We start from the raw sequence: 15,613 nt of genomic DNA, 5'->3' as shown, positions 1-15,613 counted from the left end.
TTGCGCGGCGGGCAAGAAAAAAGGCTCGGATTGCTCCGAGCCTTGAAGGGAAAAGGCCATTGGGGGCTGAACTGGCCTTCGTGATCGGACAATGCGCCGAAGGCCGTCTGGTTCCGCAAAAAAGTTCAACGAAAAATCGTGCCGGTTTCAGCGCGGCGCCGCAGCCCGGCGCAGGCGGTCGTTGATCGCCTCGCCCAGCCCCTCCTCCGGCACCGGGACGACGGCGATGGTTGGTGCGCCCGAGGCGTCGAGCCGGCGCAGGGCCCCGAACAGCCGGGCGGCGGCTTCCGCCGCATCGCCGCGCTCGCTTAAGGATTCGACTGCGGCCGCACGGTCCAGCCCAGCGGGGCGGAAGGCGCCGAACAGCAGAACCGCCTCACTCGGCTCGACGGTCCTGGCCTCGAGCCGCACCCCGGCCCGCGGCGCGTAGTGCGAGGCGAGCAGACCGGGACCCACGGGCCGCGAGCCCGGATCGCTGGCCGCCTCGGGGGCAAAGCCCAGCACGGCAGCGAGGGCCTCCCGCGTCACCCCGCCGGGGCGCAGCAGCTGGGGCGGGCCGCCAAGGCAGGCGACCACGGTGGATTCGACACCGACCGGGCATTCGCCCCCGTCGAGCACCGCCGCGATGCGCCCGTCGAGATCGGTCAGCACATGGTCGGCGCTGGTGGGGCTCACCCGTCCGGAGCGGTTGGCCGAGGGCGCCGCCACCGGCCGCCCGACCCGTTCCAGCAGCGCGCGGGCGATGTCGTGGGCCGGCACGCGGAGCGCCACGGAATCGAGCCCGGCCCGAGCGAGATCGCAGACCGAGCCGCCGGGTGCCGCCGGCACCACCAGGGTCAGCGGCCCCGGCCAGAATTTTTTCGCGAGGCGGAGGGCGGCTTCGTCGAACACGCCCTCGGCCAATGCAGCCTCGGGCGTCGCGACATGGGCGATCAGCGGGTTGAAGCGCGGGCGGCCCTTGGCGGCGTAGATCGCGGCCACCGCCTCCGGGTCGGTGGCGTCGGCCCCGAGCCCGTAGACCGTCTCCGTCGGCAGGGCGACGAGACGCCCCGCACGGAGCAGGGCGGCCGCCCGCGCGAGGCCGTCCGCGTCGGCCGCCAGGCGCAGCGTGGGGATGGTTGACGGTACGGCGTCCATATCGGAGTGGATGCGAGGAAGAACGGCCGGCCGTAGACCCTTCAGCCGCAAGCCGTCAAACGGGATCGCCGCCCCCTCGACGCGCGGCGGGAGGAGCGGTGTACCGGTCATGAGCTATCGCGCGCCCGTCGAGGAGATGGCCTTCACCCTCCGCCACGTCGCAGGGCTCGACGCCGTGCTGGCGCAGAGCGGGGCCGAGATCGGCCCGGACGATGCGGTTGCTATCCTCGAAGAGGCGGGCCGGCTCGCCGGCAACGTCATTGCCCCGCTCAACCGGGTCGGCGACCGCCACGGCACGCCGTTCTCGGACGGCCGCGTCACCACCGCGCCGGGCTGGGCGTCAGCCTACCGCGCCTTCGTCGAGGGCGGCTGGAACGGCGTGCTCGCCGCACCCGATTACGGGGGGCAGGGCCTGCCGCATCTGATCGCCGCTGCCTGCACCGAGATGTGGAACGGGGCCAACCTCGCCTTCGGCCTGTGCCCGCTGCTGACCGCCGGCGGCGTCGAGGCGCTGGCCGCCCACGGCTCCGACGAGCTGAAGGGCCGCTACCTCGAAAAGCTCGTCTCGGGCGAGTGGACCGCGACCATGAACCTGACCGAGCCGCAGGCGGGCTCGGACCTTTCGGCTCTGCGCACCCGCGCCGAGGCCCAGGGCGACGGCAGCTACCGGATTACGGGTGCCAAGATCTACATCACCTATGGCGAGCACGACCTTGCCGACAACATCTGCCACCTCGTGCTCGCCCGCCTCAAGGACGCGCCGGCCGGTACCCGCGGCATCTCGCTGTTCCTCGTGCCGAAGGTGCTGCCGGACGGGAGCCGCAACGACCTGCGGTGTTCGGGTATCGAGCACAAGCTCGGCATCCACGCCTCGCCGACCTGCTCCATGGCCTTCGGTGACGCGGGCGGCGCGACCGGCTGGCTGATCGGCGAGGAGAACCGGGGGCTGGCCTGCATGTTCACGATGATGAACTCGGCCCGGCTCAATGTCGGGCTGCAGGGCGTGGGCGTGGCGGAAGCCGCGTATCAGAAGGCCCTCGACTACGCCCGCGAGCGCCGCCAGGGCCGGGCGCCGGGCTCGCCCGAGCCGGTCAGCGCGATCGTGGCGCATGCCGACATCCAGCGCACGCTGCTGACGATGAAGGCCTACACGGCGGCGTCCCGCGGCATCTGCTACCTCACCGCCCAAGGCCTCGACGCCGCTGATGGACCCGAGGGAAAGGCGGCGCATGACCGCGCCTCGCTGCTGACGCCGGTGGCCAAAGCCTTCTCCACCGACATCGCCAACGAGGTGACCTCGCTCGGCGTTCAGGTCCATGGCGGCATGGGCTTCGTCGAGGAGACGGGGGCGGCCCAGCTCATGCGCGATGCCCGCATCCTCGGTATCTACGAGGGCACCAACGGCATCCAGGCGATCGACCTCGTCACCCGCAAGCTGCCGCTCAACGGCGGCGCCACGGTCGGCGCGCAGATCGCTTCGATGCGGCGTGTGGCGGAGGGGCTGCTCAAGGACGGCACCCCCGGCTTCGGCCACGCGGCGGCGCGCCTGCGCGAGGGCATCGGCAGCCTCGACCGGGCAACGAGCTTTCTGCTCAAGGCGCTGGCCTCGAACCGACCACAGGAGGCTTTGCCCGGTGCGACGCCGTATCTGCGCCTGTTCGGCCTCGTGCAGGGCGCGGCCTGCCTCGCGACGGCGGGGTTGGCTTCGAGCGCGGCCGTGAAGGCCGGCGAGACCGATCCGGCCCACGCCGCGCGCATCGCGCTCGCCCGCTTCTTTGCCGAGAATCTGCTGCCGGCGGCGGGCGGCCTGGAGCAGGCGATTCTCTCAGGCGGCGATTTCGCCGACGATCCCGCCTTCGCGCTTGCGGGGTGAACCCGCTCAGCGCTCCGCGCCGGGGCCATACCCCGCGAAAAACACCCGGACCGCCTCCGCGACCCGGTACCGGATCTCCGCTTCGTCGGGTGCCTGCCCGACATTGAACAGCAGGCGCGTCAGCATTCCCGCTTGGCAGAGCTGGAGGAAGTGCTTGGCGGCAAGATCGGTGTCGTCGGCGCGCAGGCGCCCGGCGGCGACCTGGGCGTCGATATAGGCTTTCAGCCGTCCGACCCCGCAGGCCGGTCCGGCCTCATAGAAGGCCTGCCCGAACCGGGGGAATTTCTCGCAGGCGCCCATCACCATGCGGATGATCGAGACGTGCTCCGGCCGCGCCATCATCGTGAGGTAGCTGGTCCCGAGCCGCGTCAGCACGGCGCGGACATCCGGGTCGTCCTCGTCGAGCCGGAACAGGTTCTCGGCCAAACCTGCCTTCGCCTCGGTGGTCAGGGCCTCGAACAGGGCTTCCTTGCTGTCGAAATAGACGTAGAGCGTGCCCTTCGAAACGTTCGCGGTCTTGGCGATCTCGCCCATGCTGGCCCCGTCGAAGCCCGACGCCATGAATACTTGACGCGCGCCCTCCAGGATCTGCCGACGCTTGTCGCTCTCGCCCGATAGGGTCGCTTGCGGGGCCGCCGGCCCCCGCTCCTGTGTCGCCGCACCCGCCATGGCCTGACCCGCTTACCCCAACTCGCTCGCATTGACCGAACCGTTCAGTCAGTGCTAGCTAGCCTTCGAATGAGGGCGGCGTCAACTCGGCCCTTCGAATGACCGAACGGTTCGGTCAATGCATGTCTGGGATGTCAGCGATGTCGCTGCGTGAGGATTCCGGCCGGTCGGAGGCCGCCCCTGAGACGGCCGAGGGGGAGCGGGCCGAGGCCGGCCGAGCGCCGGCCCTGCGCCCTGCCCCGGTCGCCGAGCCGGTGCCGCCCTCCCCCGCCAAGCCGCGCCGGCCGCTGCGGCGCGCGGTGCTGGGCCTCGTGCTCTGCGCGGCGCTTGGCGGCGGCGCCTATGCCGGCTGGGACTGGTGGACGCTCGGGCGCTTCTTCGTCAGCACCGACGACGCCTACGTGCAGGCGGATATCTCGGTGCTCGCGGCCAAGGTGTCGGGCTATCTGGCGGCGGTGCCCGTGGTGAACGGGCAGGCGGTGAAGCGGGGCGACGTGATCGCCCGGCTCGACGACGGCGATTACCGCCTCGCCCTGAAGGCCGCCGCGGACAAGCTCGCCACGCAGGAGAGCACCATCGCCCGCGTCGGCCGGCAGGCCGAGGCGGCTCAGGCGCAAGTGCTGCAAAGCGCGGCGCAGATCGATGCCGCGAAGGCCGACGCCGTGCGGGCCGGGGCCGACTACGCCCGCGCCACGGGGATGCAGGCCGATTTCGTGGCGAAATCCCGGCTTGATCAGGCCAAGGCCGATCGCGACCGCACCGAGGCGGCGGTGAAGTCGGCCGAGGCCGCACTCGTCGCCGCGCGGGCCAATGTCGAAGTGCTGAAGGCGCAGACACGCGAGGCCCAGAACCTCGCCGCGGAGCTGCGCACCGCCGCCGACCGCGCGCGGCGCGACCTCGATTTCGCGGTGATCCGCGCGCCCTTCGACGGCGTCGTCGGCAACAAGGCGGTGGAGGCCGGGGCCTATGTCTCGCCGGGCTCGCGCATCGCCGCCCTGGTGCCGCTACAGAGCGTGCGGGTCGATGCGAACTTCAAGGAGACGCAGCTCGCCCGCGTGCGGCCCGGCCAGGAGGTCCATATCCACGTGGACGCCTATCCCGACCGCGACATCGTCGGCACGGTCGAATCGCTCTCGCCCGCCTCCGGCTCGGTCTTCAGCCTGCTGCCGCCGGACAACGCCACCGGCAACTTCACCAAGATCGTGCAGCGCCTGCCCGTGCGCGTCCACGTGCCTGAGGATGTCGCCCGCGAAGGCCTGCTGCGGCCCGGCCTGTCCGTGGTGGTGAAGGTCGATACCCGCGAGGGCGCCGACGCGCCGGTCCAGCGGCTCGCCGCCCGGCCCTGAGACTCGGGCCGGTCAGCAAGAGCCGGCCGGCGCAACCGCTCGCCCCACCCATGCCCTCATCCTGAGGTGCCGGAGCGAAAGCGGAGGCCTCGAAGGAGCCCTTCAGATCGCGCTGCGGTCCCTGGAGCCCTCCTTCGAGGCCCGCTTCGCGGGCACCTCAGGATGAGGTCGCCGGGTGGAACTCACCCCCGAACCGTAACCGAGGCGCCCCATGGCCGCCAGCGCGACCCTCGCCGCAAGCCCTGCCGCCGACCCGCCCCTCGACCGCCGCCGCATGGTGGCGTTCCTGTGCATGGTGTTCGGGATGTTCATGGCGATCCTCGACATCCAGATCGTCTCGGCCTCGCTCAACGAGATCCAGGCCGGCCTCTCCGCCTCCGGCGACGAGATCCCCTGGGTGCAGACGAGCTACCTCATCGCCGAGGTCATCTCGATCCCGCTCTCGGGCACCCTGTCGCGGGTGCTCTCGACGCGCTGGATGTTCTCGATCTCGGCGGCCGGCTTCACGCTGATGAGCCTGATGTGCGCCACCTCCTCGTCGATCGGCGAGATGATCGTCTGGCGCGCGCTCCAGGGCTTCATCGGCGGCGGCATGATCCCGACCGTGTTCGCTGCGGCGTTCACGATCTTTCCACCCTCCAAGCGCTCCATCGTCTCGCCGATGATCGGCCTCGTCGCGACGCTGGCGCCGACCATCGGTCCGACCATCGGCGGCTACCTCACCGACCTGTTCTCCTGGCACTGGCTGTTCCTCATCAACATCGTGCCGGGCATCTTCGTCACGATCTCGACCTTCCTCCTGATCGATTTCGACCGGCCGAACTTCGACCTGCTCAAGTCCTTCGACTGGGCCGGGCTCGCCTTCATGGCGGGCTTCCTCGGCTGCCTCGAATACGTGCTGGAGGAGGGCCCGAACCACGACTGGCTGCAGGACGAGGCGGTGTTCGTCTGCGCCCTCGTCTGCGTCGTGTCGGGCTTGGCCTTCTTCGCCCGCGTCTTCACGGCGCGCCAGCCGATCGTCGACCTGCGCGCCTTCTCGGACCGCAACTTCGCCGCCGGCTGCGTCTTCAGCTTCGTGATGGGCATCGGCCTCTACGGCCTGACCTACCTCTACCCGGTCTATCTCGCCCGCGTGCGCGGGTACTCGGCGCTGCAGATCGGCGAGACGATGTTCGTCTCAGGCCTGTGCATGTTCGCCACCGCGCCGATCGCGGGAAAGCTCTCCGCCAAGCTCGATCCGCGGGTCATGATGGCGATGGGCTTCTCCGGCTTTGCCGTCGGCACCTGGATCGTCACCGGGCTGACCAAGGACTGGGACTTCTGGGAGCTGCTGTGGCCGCAGGTGCTGCGCGGCTGCTCCCTGATGCTGTGCATGATCCCGATCAACAACATCGCGCTCGGCACCCTGCCGCCGGAGCGGATGAAGAACGCCTCGGGCCTGTTCAACCTCACGCGCAACCTCGGCGGCGCGGTCGGCCTCGCCCTCATCAACACGGTGCTCAACGCCCGCTGGGACCTCCACCTCGCGCGCCTGCACGAGCGCTTCACCTGGGCCAACAGCGCCGCGCTGGAACGGCTCGACGCCATGCGGCGCCAGTTCGAGGTGTTCGGGGGCGATGCCAACGGCATGGCGCTGAAGGCGCTCAACAACACCGTGCGGATTCAAGGCTTGGTGATGAGCTTCGAGGACGTGTTCCTCGTGCTGACCGTGCTGTTCCTGGCCATGGCCTGCGGCACGCCCCTGATCCGGCGTCCGCGCGCGGCGGCGCCGGCCGGCGCGGGGCATTGAGGGATTTCTTCGGGAGGGCGCGCCCGGACGGGTTCGCCGTGCGAAGGAGGGTATTCGGAAGGACGTCGAAAGGCGCGTGTGTGGCCGCTCCACGGACTGAAACGTTTTCGGCCGCAGGAGCAAAGAGTTCGACTGAAGCGATCCGGGACGTTCCGGCCGATTCTTTCATCCACAATCGTTCTCGATCGCTCGTGCCTGCTGATTGCCGCGCCACCCCCGAAGAATAGATGAGGTGCATTGGCCGTCCGAAACGCCGTCAAAGCGGGCCGCGGACGGCGAAGCTCTTTCGGAGCGTGGGGATCCGCCGTCATGCACGCCACTTGCGATTGCTGCGCCGAGACACGTCCGCCGCATGCCGGCCGCCGACGTCTCCTGTTCGGAGCAGCGGGCCTCCTCGCTGCGACCGCTCTGCCGAATGGTGTCGTGCAGGCTGCGACGCCCATGGCGAAGACGTCGCTGTCTCCGGCCGACGCGCTCCGGCTGATGAAGGAAGGCAACGAGAACTTCAGGAACGAGGCGCCCTCCCTGGCCGCCAACGGGCGCGAACGCCGGCTCGAACTCGCCCGCGGCCAAGCCCCCTTCTGCGTTCTGGTAGGCTGCTCCGACAGCAGGGTCTCGCCGGAGATCCTGTTCGGCCGCGGGCTCGGCGAGCTGTTCATCGTCCGGAACGCCGGCAACACGGTCGATACGGCGGCTTTGGGCAGTATCGAGTATGCCGTCGGGGTCCTCGGGGTGCCCCTCGTCGTCGTGCTCGGCCATCAGTCCTGTGGCGCCGTCGCGGCCGCCGTCGATGTCGTCGAGAAGAACGCAACCTTCCCCGGCGTCATCGGGGAGATGGTGCAGCCCATCGTGCCGGCGGTGCTGGAGGCCAGGAGCCAGGGCGGCGACCTCCTCGAAGCGTCGGTGCGGAGCAACGCACGCCGCGTCGCCAAACGGCTCACGACGCAGAGCTTGGTGATTCAGGACGCGCTCAAGCAGGGCAAGGTGAAGGTCGTGGGTTCCCGCTACGGCCTCTCCGACGGTCAGGTCGAGTGGATGGAGGATATCTGAGACGCCGTCCGCACCCGGCATCCCGGAGCGGTGGCCCGCACCGCGGGGGATGAAGACGATCGTCTCTAGGCCGCCTTCACGCGCGCGGCGCGATCCGGGATGACGATGCGGAAGCGGGCACCGCCCGCGGTCTCGTCGAGGCAGAGGGTGCCGCCGTTGAGGCGCACCAGCTCCGAGGCGATCGCGAGGCCCAGCCCGGTGCCGCCGGCCCGGGTCGAGCCCTGAAAGGCCGCGAACAGGTTGGCCTTGGCCCGCTCGGGCACGCCGGGGCCGTTATCGCTCACGAGGATCGTGACCGAACCCGCGCCGGGCGCCCCGCTGCGGACGCCCTCGATCAGCACGGTGCCCTCCGCGGTCCGAGCCGCCGCATGGGCCTGGACCGCGTTGCGCACGAGGTTGGTCAGCGCCCGCAGGAGCTGTTCGGGATCGACGTCGATCTCGAGATCCGGCGTCGCGCGCACCTCCACGCGGATGCGGGCGGCCGGCATCAGGTCGGCGAGGTCGGTCAACTCCTCGAGCAGGGGGCCGAGCGCCACCATGCGCCGCTGCGGGTTCGGCTCCGTGGCGCGGCCATAGGCGAGCGTCGCCTCGCAGAAGCGGATCGCCCGGTCGAGGGTCTCGACGAGGCGCGGCGCGACGCGCTGCACCAGGGGATCGGAGACGCTTTCCAGACGGTCGCCGAGAAGCTGGGCGGTGGTCAGCAGGTTGCGCAGTTCGTGGTTGATCTTGCTCACCGAGAGGCCGAGTTCGGCCAGCCGCCGCCGCTGGCGCAGCTCGCCGCCGAGCGCCACCTGCATCCGGGCGAGCGCGTTCTCCGCCTCCCCGATCTCGTCGGTGCGCGCCGTGCGCCGCGCGACCCGGTCGGTCCGCTCGGGGTCGTCGGCGAAGGCGGCGATGTCGCGGGCGAGCCGGACCACCGGCCGCACGATCGCCCGCTGGAGCACGAAGAACACGAGCCCGGCGGCCAGGGCCGCGATGATGAGGCAGGCGACGAGCAGCCGGAGCGAGAAATCCGCCAGGGCCGCCCGCAGGGGCCCCTCGTCGAGCAGAACCTCGACGGCGTCGAAGCCGTCCTGGCCGGCTCCGATCGCCCGGATCGGCGCTTCGGTGGACAGGAACAGCGTCCGGAAGGTGCCGGCGACCGAGCCCGTCAGGCGTCGCTCACGCAGATCGACCGTCTCGGCGACCACCGACGGCACCGGTCCGTCGGTGAGGTAGCGCCACGTCTCGCCGACCCGCACGGCGATGGCGCGGGCGCCAACCCCCATGAGCAGGCGCCGGGCGGTCTCGTCGGGGACCTGCCCCTCGGGGGCGGCGTTCAGCACGAGGGCGGCGACCCGTGCCGCCGCGACGCGGTCGGAGAGCCGCGACATCCGGTAGGTCGCCACCGCCGGGACGTAGATCAGGATCTCGGCCAGGACGACGAAGGCGACCGTCAGCAGGAACAGGCGGCCGGACAGGCCGAGCCGGCCGGGCGACCGCGCGGTCGTAGCCGTTGCCTCGCTATGCCATGGCAGGGCGGCGATCGCCGCCAGATCATTCTGCGCCATGTCCGCCGACTCGGGCTGCCGGCCGGGAAACGGAAGGCGGGGCCGTCTCAAGCATCACCCTTCGTTGTATCGTCCCATTGTGGTTCGGAGGGCGCGCCTCTGCCATCGGCTTCTCCTGTGTCGCACAAGTTGCACGACGATCCGGCGACGCGCCATTCGCTTGTGCGCAAGTCTTATGCGCGAAGCGTCCGCCGCTCAAGCCATCGACGGAGATAAACTGTCAAAAGAGCAAATCCAGCCAAGGCCGCCAGCGCGGCCACCATGCCGGGCGTGACCAGCGCGCGGAGATCGATGCCCTTCGAGCAATCCGCCCCCCCGGCCGCGAGACAGGCCGCCTTCACTTCGTCGCGGGTGGCCAGCAGGTCTTCGAGGCCGGCACCGAGACCGGCATAGATGAAGGCCCCCGGGGTGAGGCCGAGCAGGGTGGCGAGCGCGAAGGTGCGCAGCGGCACGCCGAAGGCCGCCGGGGCGAGGTTGGTGATCCAGTAGGGGAAGATCGGCAGCAGCCGCAGGATCAGGATGTAGCCGAAGCCGTCGCGGCGAAACCCGTCGGCGAAGCGGCCGACCCGCGGGCCGGCCTTGCGCCGGATCAGGTCGCCGGCGGCGTAGCGCCCGACCGAGAACACGATCGCCGCCCCCGTCGTGGAGGAGGCGATGGCGATCAGGGCCCCCGTCACGGGGCCGAACAGCAGCCCGGCCAGCACGGTCAGCACCAGCGTCGCCGGCAGCGAGACCACCACCGAGCCGACATAGGCGAGGCAGGCCAGCGCGATCGCCCGCACCCGGTCCTCGGCGATGAGCCCCTGGAGCCAGACCCGCGATTCGGAGAGCCGGTCGAGATCGAGGAAGCGGGCCCCGCCCGAGGCGAGGATGCCGACGGAGAGCAGGGCCAGCACCAGGAGCGGGAGCCAGCGCAGCCAGGGCCGGCGCGGCCCCGGCGGCCCGGCCGCAGGATCCGGCCGGATCGCCGCGTCGTCGCGCCGGTCCTTCGGACGATCGCCCTCCCCGCCCCCTGGCGTCATCGGCCTGCCTCCGCCGGACGGATGTCGCGTGTCCGTCCTCAGCCGCGCTTGCGCATGCGCAGGATCTTGAAGAAGCCGCCGGGGAAGGTCGGCGCGAGGCCGACGACCTCGACGCCGTTGCGCTGGGCCCAGGCCTCGATCCGGGTCGCCTTGAAGTCCGAGGACCAGCCGATCTTGGTGCAGAGCGGCGCGACGATCTCCTCGACCCGCGCCACCGGCCCGTTCGACTGGCCGAAATGGTTGGCGAGCACGATGCCGCCGCCGGGGCGCACCACGCGCAGGAACTCGGAGAGCGCGGCTTCCGGGTTCGGCACCAGGGTGATGAGGAACTGCGCCACCACGGCGTCGAAGCTCGCATCGGCGTAGCCGAGGCGGCACACATCCATGACCTGGAGGCCCTTCACGTGGGTCAGCCCCTTGCGGCGGACCTTGCCGCGGGCGCGCTTGAGCATGTCCTCGGAGAGATCGACGCCGCAGACGAAGCTGTCGCGGGGATAGTAGCCGAGCGACAGGCCGGTGCCGACGCCGGCCTCTAGCACCCTTGGCCCGTGGGCGACGGCGGCCTCGACGGCGGCGCGGGCGGCCGGCTCAGTGAGCTTGTCGTAGACGACATCGTAGACCGGCGCCCAGCGGGCATAGGCCTTGCGCATCAGCTCGGTGGTGGGCCCGGCCTCGGGCGCCCGCTCGCTCAGCATCTCACTGTCACCCTCTCAATTATGTCCGGCCTCAAGCGCCGGCAGCCGCCTGCGCGGCTTTGGCTCTCGCTATTTCGTTCCGCATCGTCCCTTCCCGAAAGCCGGCAACCACCTTTCGGGACGATGCTTGAGCCCCCTCGGCATGGCCGAGGCCGCTTCGCGGGCGCTCTTCGTGCCTGTCGAGCGGTGCAACCGCTCGAAGAGCGATCGCGGGGTCTGGGAAAACCGAAATCAGCCCAGCGCGAAGCAACCCCATCAGGCGGCCTCGGCGGCGCCTGCCTGCAACGCGCCGATGCGCCGGATGGTGCCGCCGCCGAGCACTTGCGCACGCGGGTCGTCATCGGCGTAGATCACGCAGGCCTGGCCCGGTGAGACCCCGTCCTCCGGGACGAGCAGTTCGACCTCGGCGCAGGCCTCGGCCGCGTTCCACGACAGGCGCGCGGGCCGCGGCTCGCGAGTCGAGCGCACGCGCACGGCCACGGGCCGCTCCACGATGTCCTCCGGCGCGCCGTCGCCGAGCCAGTTGAGATCGGTGAGCCGAATGCGGCGGGTGGCGAGCGCGGCGCGCGGGCCGACCACGACGCGGGCGGTCTCCGGCTCCAGCCGCACCACGTAGAGCGGTTCGCCGGCCGAGAGCTTGAGGCCGCGGCGCTGGCCCACCGTGTAATGGATGATGCCCTCGTGCTCACCGAGGCGCCGGCCGTCGAGATCGACGATCTCGCCGGGGCGGGTTGCCTCCGGCCGGAGCTTGGCGATCACGTCGGCATAGCCGCCCTGGGGCACGAAGCAGATGTCCTGGCTGTCGGCCTTGTCGGCGACGGCGAGGCCCAGTTCCCGTGCCAAGGCACGGGTCTCGTCCTTGGGTCGCTCGCCCAGGGGAAAGCGCAGATAGGCGAGCTGTTCCGGGGTCGTGGCGTAGAGGAAGTAGCTCTGGTCGCGGGCCGGATCGAGGGCGCGGTAGAGTGCGCGTCCGCCCTCCGGCCGCGCCCGGCTCGCCACGTAATGGCCGGTCGCCAAAGCCTCCGCCCCGAGCTCGCGGGCGAGGCCGAGCAGGTCGCGGAACTTCACCGAGCGATTGCACTCGACGCAGGGGATCGGCGTCTCACCTGAGAGATAGCTCTCGGCGAAACGGTCGATCACCGATTCCCGGAAGCGGTCCTCGTAGTCGAGGACGTAATGGGGAATGCCGAGCGTCTCGGCCACCGCCCGCGCATCGTGGATGTCGCGGCCGGCGCAGCAGGCGCCCTTGCGATGGGTCGCCGCGCCGTGATCGTAGAGCTGGAGCGTGACGCCGACGACGTCGTAGCCCTCGCGCTTCAGCAGGCCGGCCACGACCGACGAATCGACGCCGCCCGACATGGCAACGACGACGCGCGTCTCGTGCGGGGGCTTCGGGAGATCCAGCGAGTTCATGGCCGGTGATGGGGCCGGGTGCCGGCCGTTGGCGGAGCCTTCGGGCGCGCGCCGGACCGTGGGGTCCGGGCGCATGTCCGGTGTCTATAGCGATCCCGGCCCCGACTTTCCAGGGATGGGGACGACGAGAGCCGGTTCAAAGCCCGGATCGTGGCCCCGAGCGGCCGGCAAATCCTGCCGGGAGGCCGGCAGATCCCGCCGGGCCGACGCGAGGCGGCCTTCACCGCTAAAACTTTTCTTGTTTTTTATCAGCAACTTGCCCGTCATCGGCAGATGGTGCGCGGCTTGCTCTGGTCTCCTGCGGCTTCGGCGACGAAGGAGAGGGACGGCATCGTGGTTTCGCGCGCAGATCTGGCGGAGGCGTTTTTCAGGCAGACCCTGCGGCCCGCCTCGTCCGCGGCGCGGGGGGCCGAGGGCACGGCGCGGTTCAGCCTGGAAGCCGCAGAGCAGCGGCCGGCGGCACCGGCCCGGCCCGCATCCCGCCGCGACGACACCGCCTCCGCCCGCAGCGATGCCATCAGGGCGGATAGGATGGACGCGGGGAGAACAGAGAACGCCAAGATCGGGGCTGCCAGAACTGAGACGGCCAAAAGCGACAGGGCGAAAAGCGGCAAGGCCGAGAGTGGGCCGTCCGGGGCTTTGCAGGAAAGCCGCGCCCAGGCTGCCTCGGCCCGCAGCAAGCCGCTCGCGGCCAGGACGGTGCGGGACGGCGCGGAGGCCGCCTCCGCCCGAAATCCGGGCGCCGCGAAGACTGTGAATTCCGCCGCGCAGCGGCCGGAACGCCCGGCCGCCGACAGCGCGGAACCGGCCCAGGAAGCCGCAGCGGAAGAGGTCGCCGCCAAAGAAGCCGGTGCCGCGGTGGTGTCCGAGGACGAGGCACGGGAGCGGGACGAGACCGATCCCGCATCGCCGGAGGCCGCCGCTCCCACCCCCCTCCTCGCCCCGCCCCCGCTCCGGCGCCAGCGCCGACGAATGCGGCGGGTGTGTCCGCGGGCGAGGGCGGGCTCGACGCGAATCAGCCCGTCACGGGCCTGCCCGGCGATGCGACGGCAACCGGTCACGTCGCGAAGGCCGGTACGGGGGATGCCCCCGTCTCCGCCGCCGCGGGCACGGCCGGCTTCGAGGCGGCGCTCACCGAAGCGGTGGCGCCGACCGCCTCACCCATTCCGGCTCCCGCCGGCCCCACAACCGCGCTCACCCCGCCCGGCGGCGTCGGCGCCGCGCAGGGCCCGCAGGCAGCCCAGGCCGCGGATGCCGCGGCGGCGGCGCCCCAGCCGGCGACGCCGCCGATCCCGCTGGGCGCCGTTCCGATGACGATCGGGCTGCGCTCGCTCTCGGGCATGAACCGCTTCGCGATCCGCCTCGACCCGGTCGAACTCGGCCGCATCGACGTGTCGCTCGACCTCGACAAGGCGGGCGGCAGGGCGCGGGCGCATCTCGTGGTGGACCGTCCCGAGACCCTGGCCCTGCTCCAGCGCGATGCGGGCTCTCTGCAGCAGGCCCTGGCGCAGGCGGGATTCGACGTCGGCGCCGAGGCGGGCGGGGGCGGGATCGACCTGTCCCTGCGCGGCGAGACCGGATCCCAGGGCGGGCGGGACGGCGAATCCGCGTCCCGCGACCGCTCCGACGGCGGGCCGGGCGGACGGGACGCCCGCCCCTCCCCGCTCGACGCCATTCCCCTGCGGCAGCTCCGTGCCGTCGGCAATCTCGACATCCGGATTTAGGACGACGCCATGGCCGCCGGCATCACGAGCAATACGAGCAGCACCAGCATCACCGGGACGAGTGCCGCCTCGACCACCGACACGAAGTCGATCGCGGGCAACTTCACGCAGTTCCTGACGCTGCTCACCACGCAGCTCAAGAACCAGAACCCGCTCGATCCGCTCGACACCAACCAGTTCACCCAGCAGCTCGTGCAATTCGCGGGCGTCGAGCAGCAGCTCAAGACCAATTCCTCGCTCGACACGATCCTGACCAACTCCAAGGCGGCATCGGCCTCGTCCGCCTCCGGCCTGATCGGCCGGACGATCACCGCGGACGGCGCCGCCACCGATCTGACGAACGGCAAGGCGACCTGGACGCTGACCCCGGACCGGGCCGCCGCCAGGGCCGTCATCACCCTCAAGGCCAGCGACGGCACCGTGGTGGCCACCAAGACCACGACGCTCAAGGCCGGCGCGCAACCCTTCGAATGGGACGGCACCGGGACCTCGGGCCTCTCGGCCAAGGACGGGCGCTACACGATCACCGTGGATGCCCTCGACACGACGGGGACGAAGGTGGCCGTCGATACCAAGGTTTCGGGCGTCGTGGACGGCGTCGACCTCAGCGGCTCCGAACCCGTGCTGACGATCGGCACGGCCCGCGTGCCGGCCTCGAGCGTGAAAACCCTTTCTGCGCCAACCTCTTGATGCGCTGCAGCATCGATGGATCCGGAATTGTCCACATCTGCGCACAACAATCGAATCGCATTCGAGCGGCCGACTTCAAGAACTTTTAAGCGGGTGCAAGTAGCTTCTCTCTCGACAGGTCAGTCGAGTGTAGAGCGTATCATGACCGAAACACCCCGGCCCCGCGTGAAGTATGTGATTGGGCCCGACGGCAGCCCCCTGACGATCGCCGATCTTCCCCCCATCACCACCCGTCGCTGGGTCATCCGCCGAAAGGCCGAGGTCGTGGCCGCGGTGCGCGGCGGCCTGCTCAGCCTGGAGGAGGCCTGCCAACGCTACACCCTGACCACGGAAGAATTTTTGAGCTGGCAGTACTCCATCGACCAGCACGGACTCGCCGGCCTGCGCACCACGCGCATCCAGCACTACCGTCACTGAACTTCGCCAGTTCGACCCGTACGTTGCGCATGACCTGTTCGCGCAACGCATGAGGAGCCGCCTCCGGAGCACCGGGGCGGCTCTCGTCGTTTTCGGGCCCCGCGCAGCGTCCGCTTCCCGCGCCTCGGCGCTCTCCGCGGCGGCATTGGTGAAGGACACTGCTCTGGCGTTAACGCCTCGCTAACCACGCACCGGGCAATTCTTGCCGGGCGACCGCGCATCCCTCGCGGCCGCACCG

At 70.8% G+C, this 15,613-nt stretch carries 14 protein-coding genes; 7 read left to right on the top strand and 7 right to left on the bottom strand.

Features of this window, described 5'->3' with window-relative positions; genetic code table 11:
- Positions 1 to 147: 147 nt before the first annotated feature.
- Positions 148 to 1,137 carry an L-threonylcarbamoyladenylate synthase gene (locus MSPGM_RS20710; protein WP_003604651.1) on the bottom strand — a complete coding sequence of 330 codons (990 nt, stop codon included), beginning with the start codon at positions 1,135 to 1,137 and terminating at the stop codon, positions 148 to 150.
- A gap of 109 nt (positions 1,138 to 1,246) precedes the next feature.
- Here MSPGM_RS20710 and MSPGM_RS20705 point away from each other — a divergent pair, with 109 nt between their 5' ends.
- Positions 1,247 to 3,010, top strand: a complete 1,764-nt coding sequence (locus tag MSPGM_RS20705) for an acyl-CoA dehydrogenase (protein ID WP_003604650.1) — start codon at positions 1,247 to 1,249, stop codon at positions 3,008 to 3,010.
- 6 nt (positions 3,011 to 3,016) lie between these two features.
- On the opposite strand, the gene MSPGM_RS20700 is transcribed toward MSPGM_RS20705, so the two are convergent.
- Positions 3,017 to 3,679, bottom strand: coding sequence for a TetR/AcrR family transcriptional regulator (locus tag MSPGM_RS20700; protein ID WP_003604649.1), 663 nt, complete (start codon positions 3,677 to 3,679; stop codon positions 3,017 to 3,019).
- Positions 3,680 to 3,819: 140 nt separating this feature from the next.
- Here MSPGM_RS20700 and MSPGM_RS20695 point away from each other — a divergent pair, with 140 nt between their 5' ends.
- The 3 genes from MSPGM_RS20695 (at position 3,820) to MSPGM_RS20685 (ending at position 7,864) form a co-directional block, all read left to right on the top strand.
- The gene (locus tag MSPGM_RS20695) at positions 3,820 to 5,025 is read left to right on the top strand and encodes an HlyD family secretion protein (RefSeq protein ID WP_015857391.1); all 1,206 of its coding nucleotides are present in this window, start codon (positions 3,820 to 3,822) and stop codon (positions 5,023 to 5,025) included.
- Positions 5,026 to 5,236: 211 nt separating this feature from the next.
- The gene (locus MSPGM_RS20690; protein WP_003606640.1) at positions 5,237 to 6,814 is read left to right on the top strand and encodes a DHA2 family efflux MFS transporter permease subunit; all 1,578 of its coding nucleotides are present in this window, start codon (positions 5,237 to 5,239) and stop codon (positions 6,812 to 6,814) included.
- 309 nt (positions 6,815 to 7,123) lie between these two features.
- A complete protein-coding gene (locus tag MSPGM_RS20685; protein WP_015857390.1) occupies positions 7,124 to 7,864 on the top strand; it encodes a carbonic anhydrase in 741 nt (246 codons plus the stop codon).
- A 65-nt stretch (positions 7,865 to 7,929) separates the two neighbouring features.
- Here MSPGM_RS20685 and MSPGM_RS20680 read toward each other — a convergent pair whose 3' ends face one another.
- From MSPGM_RS20680 to MSPGM_RS20660, 5 genes are all read right to left on the bottom strand, one after another.
- The gene (locus MSPGM_RS20680; RefSeq protein ID WP_015857389.1) at positions 7,930 to 9,414 is read right to left on the bottom strand and encodes a sensor histidine kinase; all 1,485 of its coding nucleotides are present in this window, start codon (positions 9,412 to 9,414) and stop codon (positions 7,930 to 7,932) included.
- 173 nt (positions 9,415 to 9,587) lie between these two features.
- Positions 9,588 to 10,436 carry a TVP38/TMEM64 family protein gene (locus MSPGM_RS20675; RefSeq protein ID WP_012255241.1) on the bottom strand — a complete coding sequence of 283 codons (849 nt, stop codon included), beginning with the start codon at positions 10,434 to 10,436 and terminating at the stop codon, positions 9,588 to 9,590.
- 38 nt (positions 10,437 to 10,474) lie between these two features.
- Complete coding sequence (locus MSPGM_RS20670; protein WP_003606502.1) at positions 10,475 to 11,131, bottom strand: class I SAM-dependent methyltransferase; 657 nt, start codon at positions 11,129 to 11,131, stop codon at positions 10,475 to 10,477.
- Between the two features lie 255 nt (positions 11,132 to 11,386).
- Complete coding sequence (gene mnmA / locus MSPGM_RS20665) at positions 11,387 to 12,544, bottom strand: tRNA 2-thiouridine(34) synthase MnmA (RefSeq protein WP_003606503.1); 1,158 nt, start codon at positions 12,542 to 12,544, stop codon at positions 11,387 to 11,389.
- A gap of 263 nt (positions 12,545 to 12,807) precedes the next feature.
- On the bottom strand, positions 12,808 to 13,386 hold the full coding sequence (locus tag MSPGM_RS20660; protein WP_261925902.1) for a hypothetical protein: 579 nt from the start codon (positions 13,384 to 13,386) through the stop codon (positions 12,808 to 12,810).
- Positions 13,387 to 13,527: 141 nt separating this feature from the next.
- On the opposite strand from MSPGM_RS20660, the gene MSPGM_RS20655 reads away from it, so the two are divergent.
- From MSPGM_RS20655 to MSPGM_RS20645, 3 genes are all read left to right on the top strand, one after another.
- Complete coding sequence (locus MSPGM_RS20655) at positions 13,528 to 14,268, top strand: flagellar hook-length control protein FliK (RefSeq protein WP_261925901.1); 741 nt, start codon at positions 13,528 to 13,530, stop codon at positions 14,266 to 14,268.
- A 9-nt stretch (positions 14,269 to 14,277) separates the two neighbouring features.
- Positions 14,278 to 14,958 carry a flagellar hook assembly protein FlgD gene (locus MSPGM_RS20650; RefSeq protein ID WP_003607243.1) on the top strand — a complete coding sequence of 227 codons (681 nt, stop codon included), beginning with the start codon at positions 14,278 to 14,280 and terminating at the stop codon, positions 14,956 to 14,958.
- A 141-nt stretch (positions 14,959 to 15,099) separates the two neighbouring features.
- Complete coding sequence (locus MSPGM_RS20645) at positions 15,100 to 15,375, top strand: DUF1153 domain-containing protein (protein ID WP_003607245.1); 276 nt, start codon at positions 15,100 to 15,102, stop codon at positions 15,373 to 15,375.
- Positions 15,376 to 15,613 lie beyond the last annotated feature (238 nt).

The organism is Methylorubrum sp. GM97 (assembly GCF_024347855.1).
GTDB classification, from domain to species: domain Bacteria; phylum Pseudomonadota; class Alphaproteobacteria; order Rhizobiales; family Beijerinckiaceae; genus Methylobacterium; species Methylobacterium extorquens.
Note: the sequence above shows the minus strand (reverse complement) of the source record. Positions and strands in the feature narration are given on the sequence as shown.

What these genes read in the sequence shown, in the direction of transcription:
- MSPGM_RS20710 (WP_003604651.1), bottom strand. Translation starts at nt 1,137, where the DNA reads ATGGACGCCGTACCGTCAACCATCCCCACGCTGCGCCTGGCGGCCGAC.
- MSPGM_RS20705 (WP_003604650.1), top strand. Translation starts at nt 1,247, where the DNA reads ATGAGCTATCGCGCGCCCGTCGAGGAGATGGCCTTCACCCTCCGCCAC.
- MSPGM_RS20700 (WP_003604649.1), bottom strand. Translation starts at nt 3,679, where the DNA reads ATGGCGGGTGCGGCGACACAGGAGCGGGGGCCGGCGGCCCCGCAAGCG.
- MSPGM_RS20695 (WP_015857391.1), top strand. Translation starts at nt 3,820, where the DNA reads ATGTCGCTGCGTGAGGATTCCGGCCGGTCGGAGGCCGCCCCTGAGACG.
- MSPGM_RS20690 (WP_003606640.1), top strand. Translation starts at nt 5,237, where the DNA reads ATGGCCGCCAGCGCGACCCTCGCCGCAAGCCCTGCCGCCGACCCGCCC.
- MSPGM_RS20685 (WP_015857390.1), top strand. Translation starts at nt 7,124, where the DNA reads ATGCACGCCACTTGCGATTGCTGCGCCGAGACACGTCCGCCGCATGCC.
- MSPGM_RS20680 (WP_015857389.1), bottom strand. Translation starts at nt 9,414, where the DNA reads ATGGCGCAGAATGATCTGGCGGCGATCGCCGCCCTGCCATGGCATAGC.
- MSPGM_RS20675 (WP_012255241.1), bottom strand. Translation starts at nt 10,436, where the DNA reads ATGACGCCAGGGGGCGGGGAGGGCGATCGTCCGAAGGACCGGCGCGAC.
- MSPGM_RS20670 (WP_003606502.1), bottom strand. Translation starts at nt 11,131, where the DNA reads ATGCTGAGCGAGCGGGCGCCCGAGGCCGGGCCCACCACCGAGCTGATG.
- mnmA (WP_003606503.1), bottom strand. Translation starts at nt 12,544, where the DNA reads ATGAACTCGCTGGATCTCCCGAAGCCCCCGCACGAGACGCGCGTCGTC.
- MSPGM_RS20650 (WP_003607243.1), top strand. Translation starts at nt 14,278, where the DNA reads ATGGCCGCCGGCATCACGAGCAATACGAGCAGCACCAGCATCACCGGG.
- MSPGM_RS20645 (WP_003607245.1), top strand. Translation starts at nt 15,100, where the DNA reads ATGACCGAAACACCCCGGCCCCGCGTGAAGTATGTGATTGGGCCCGAC.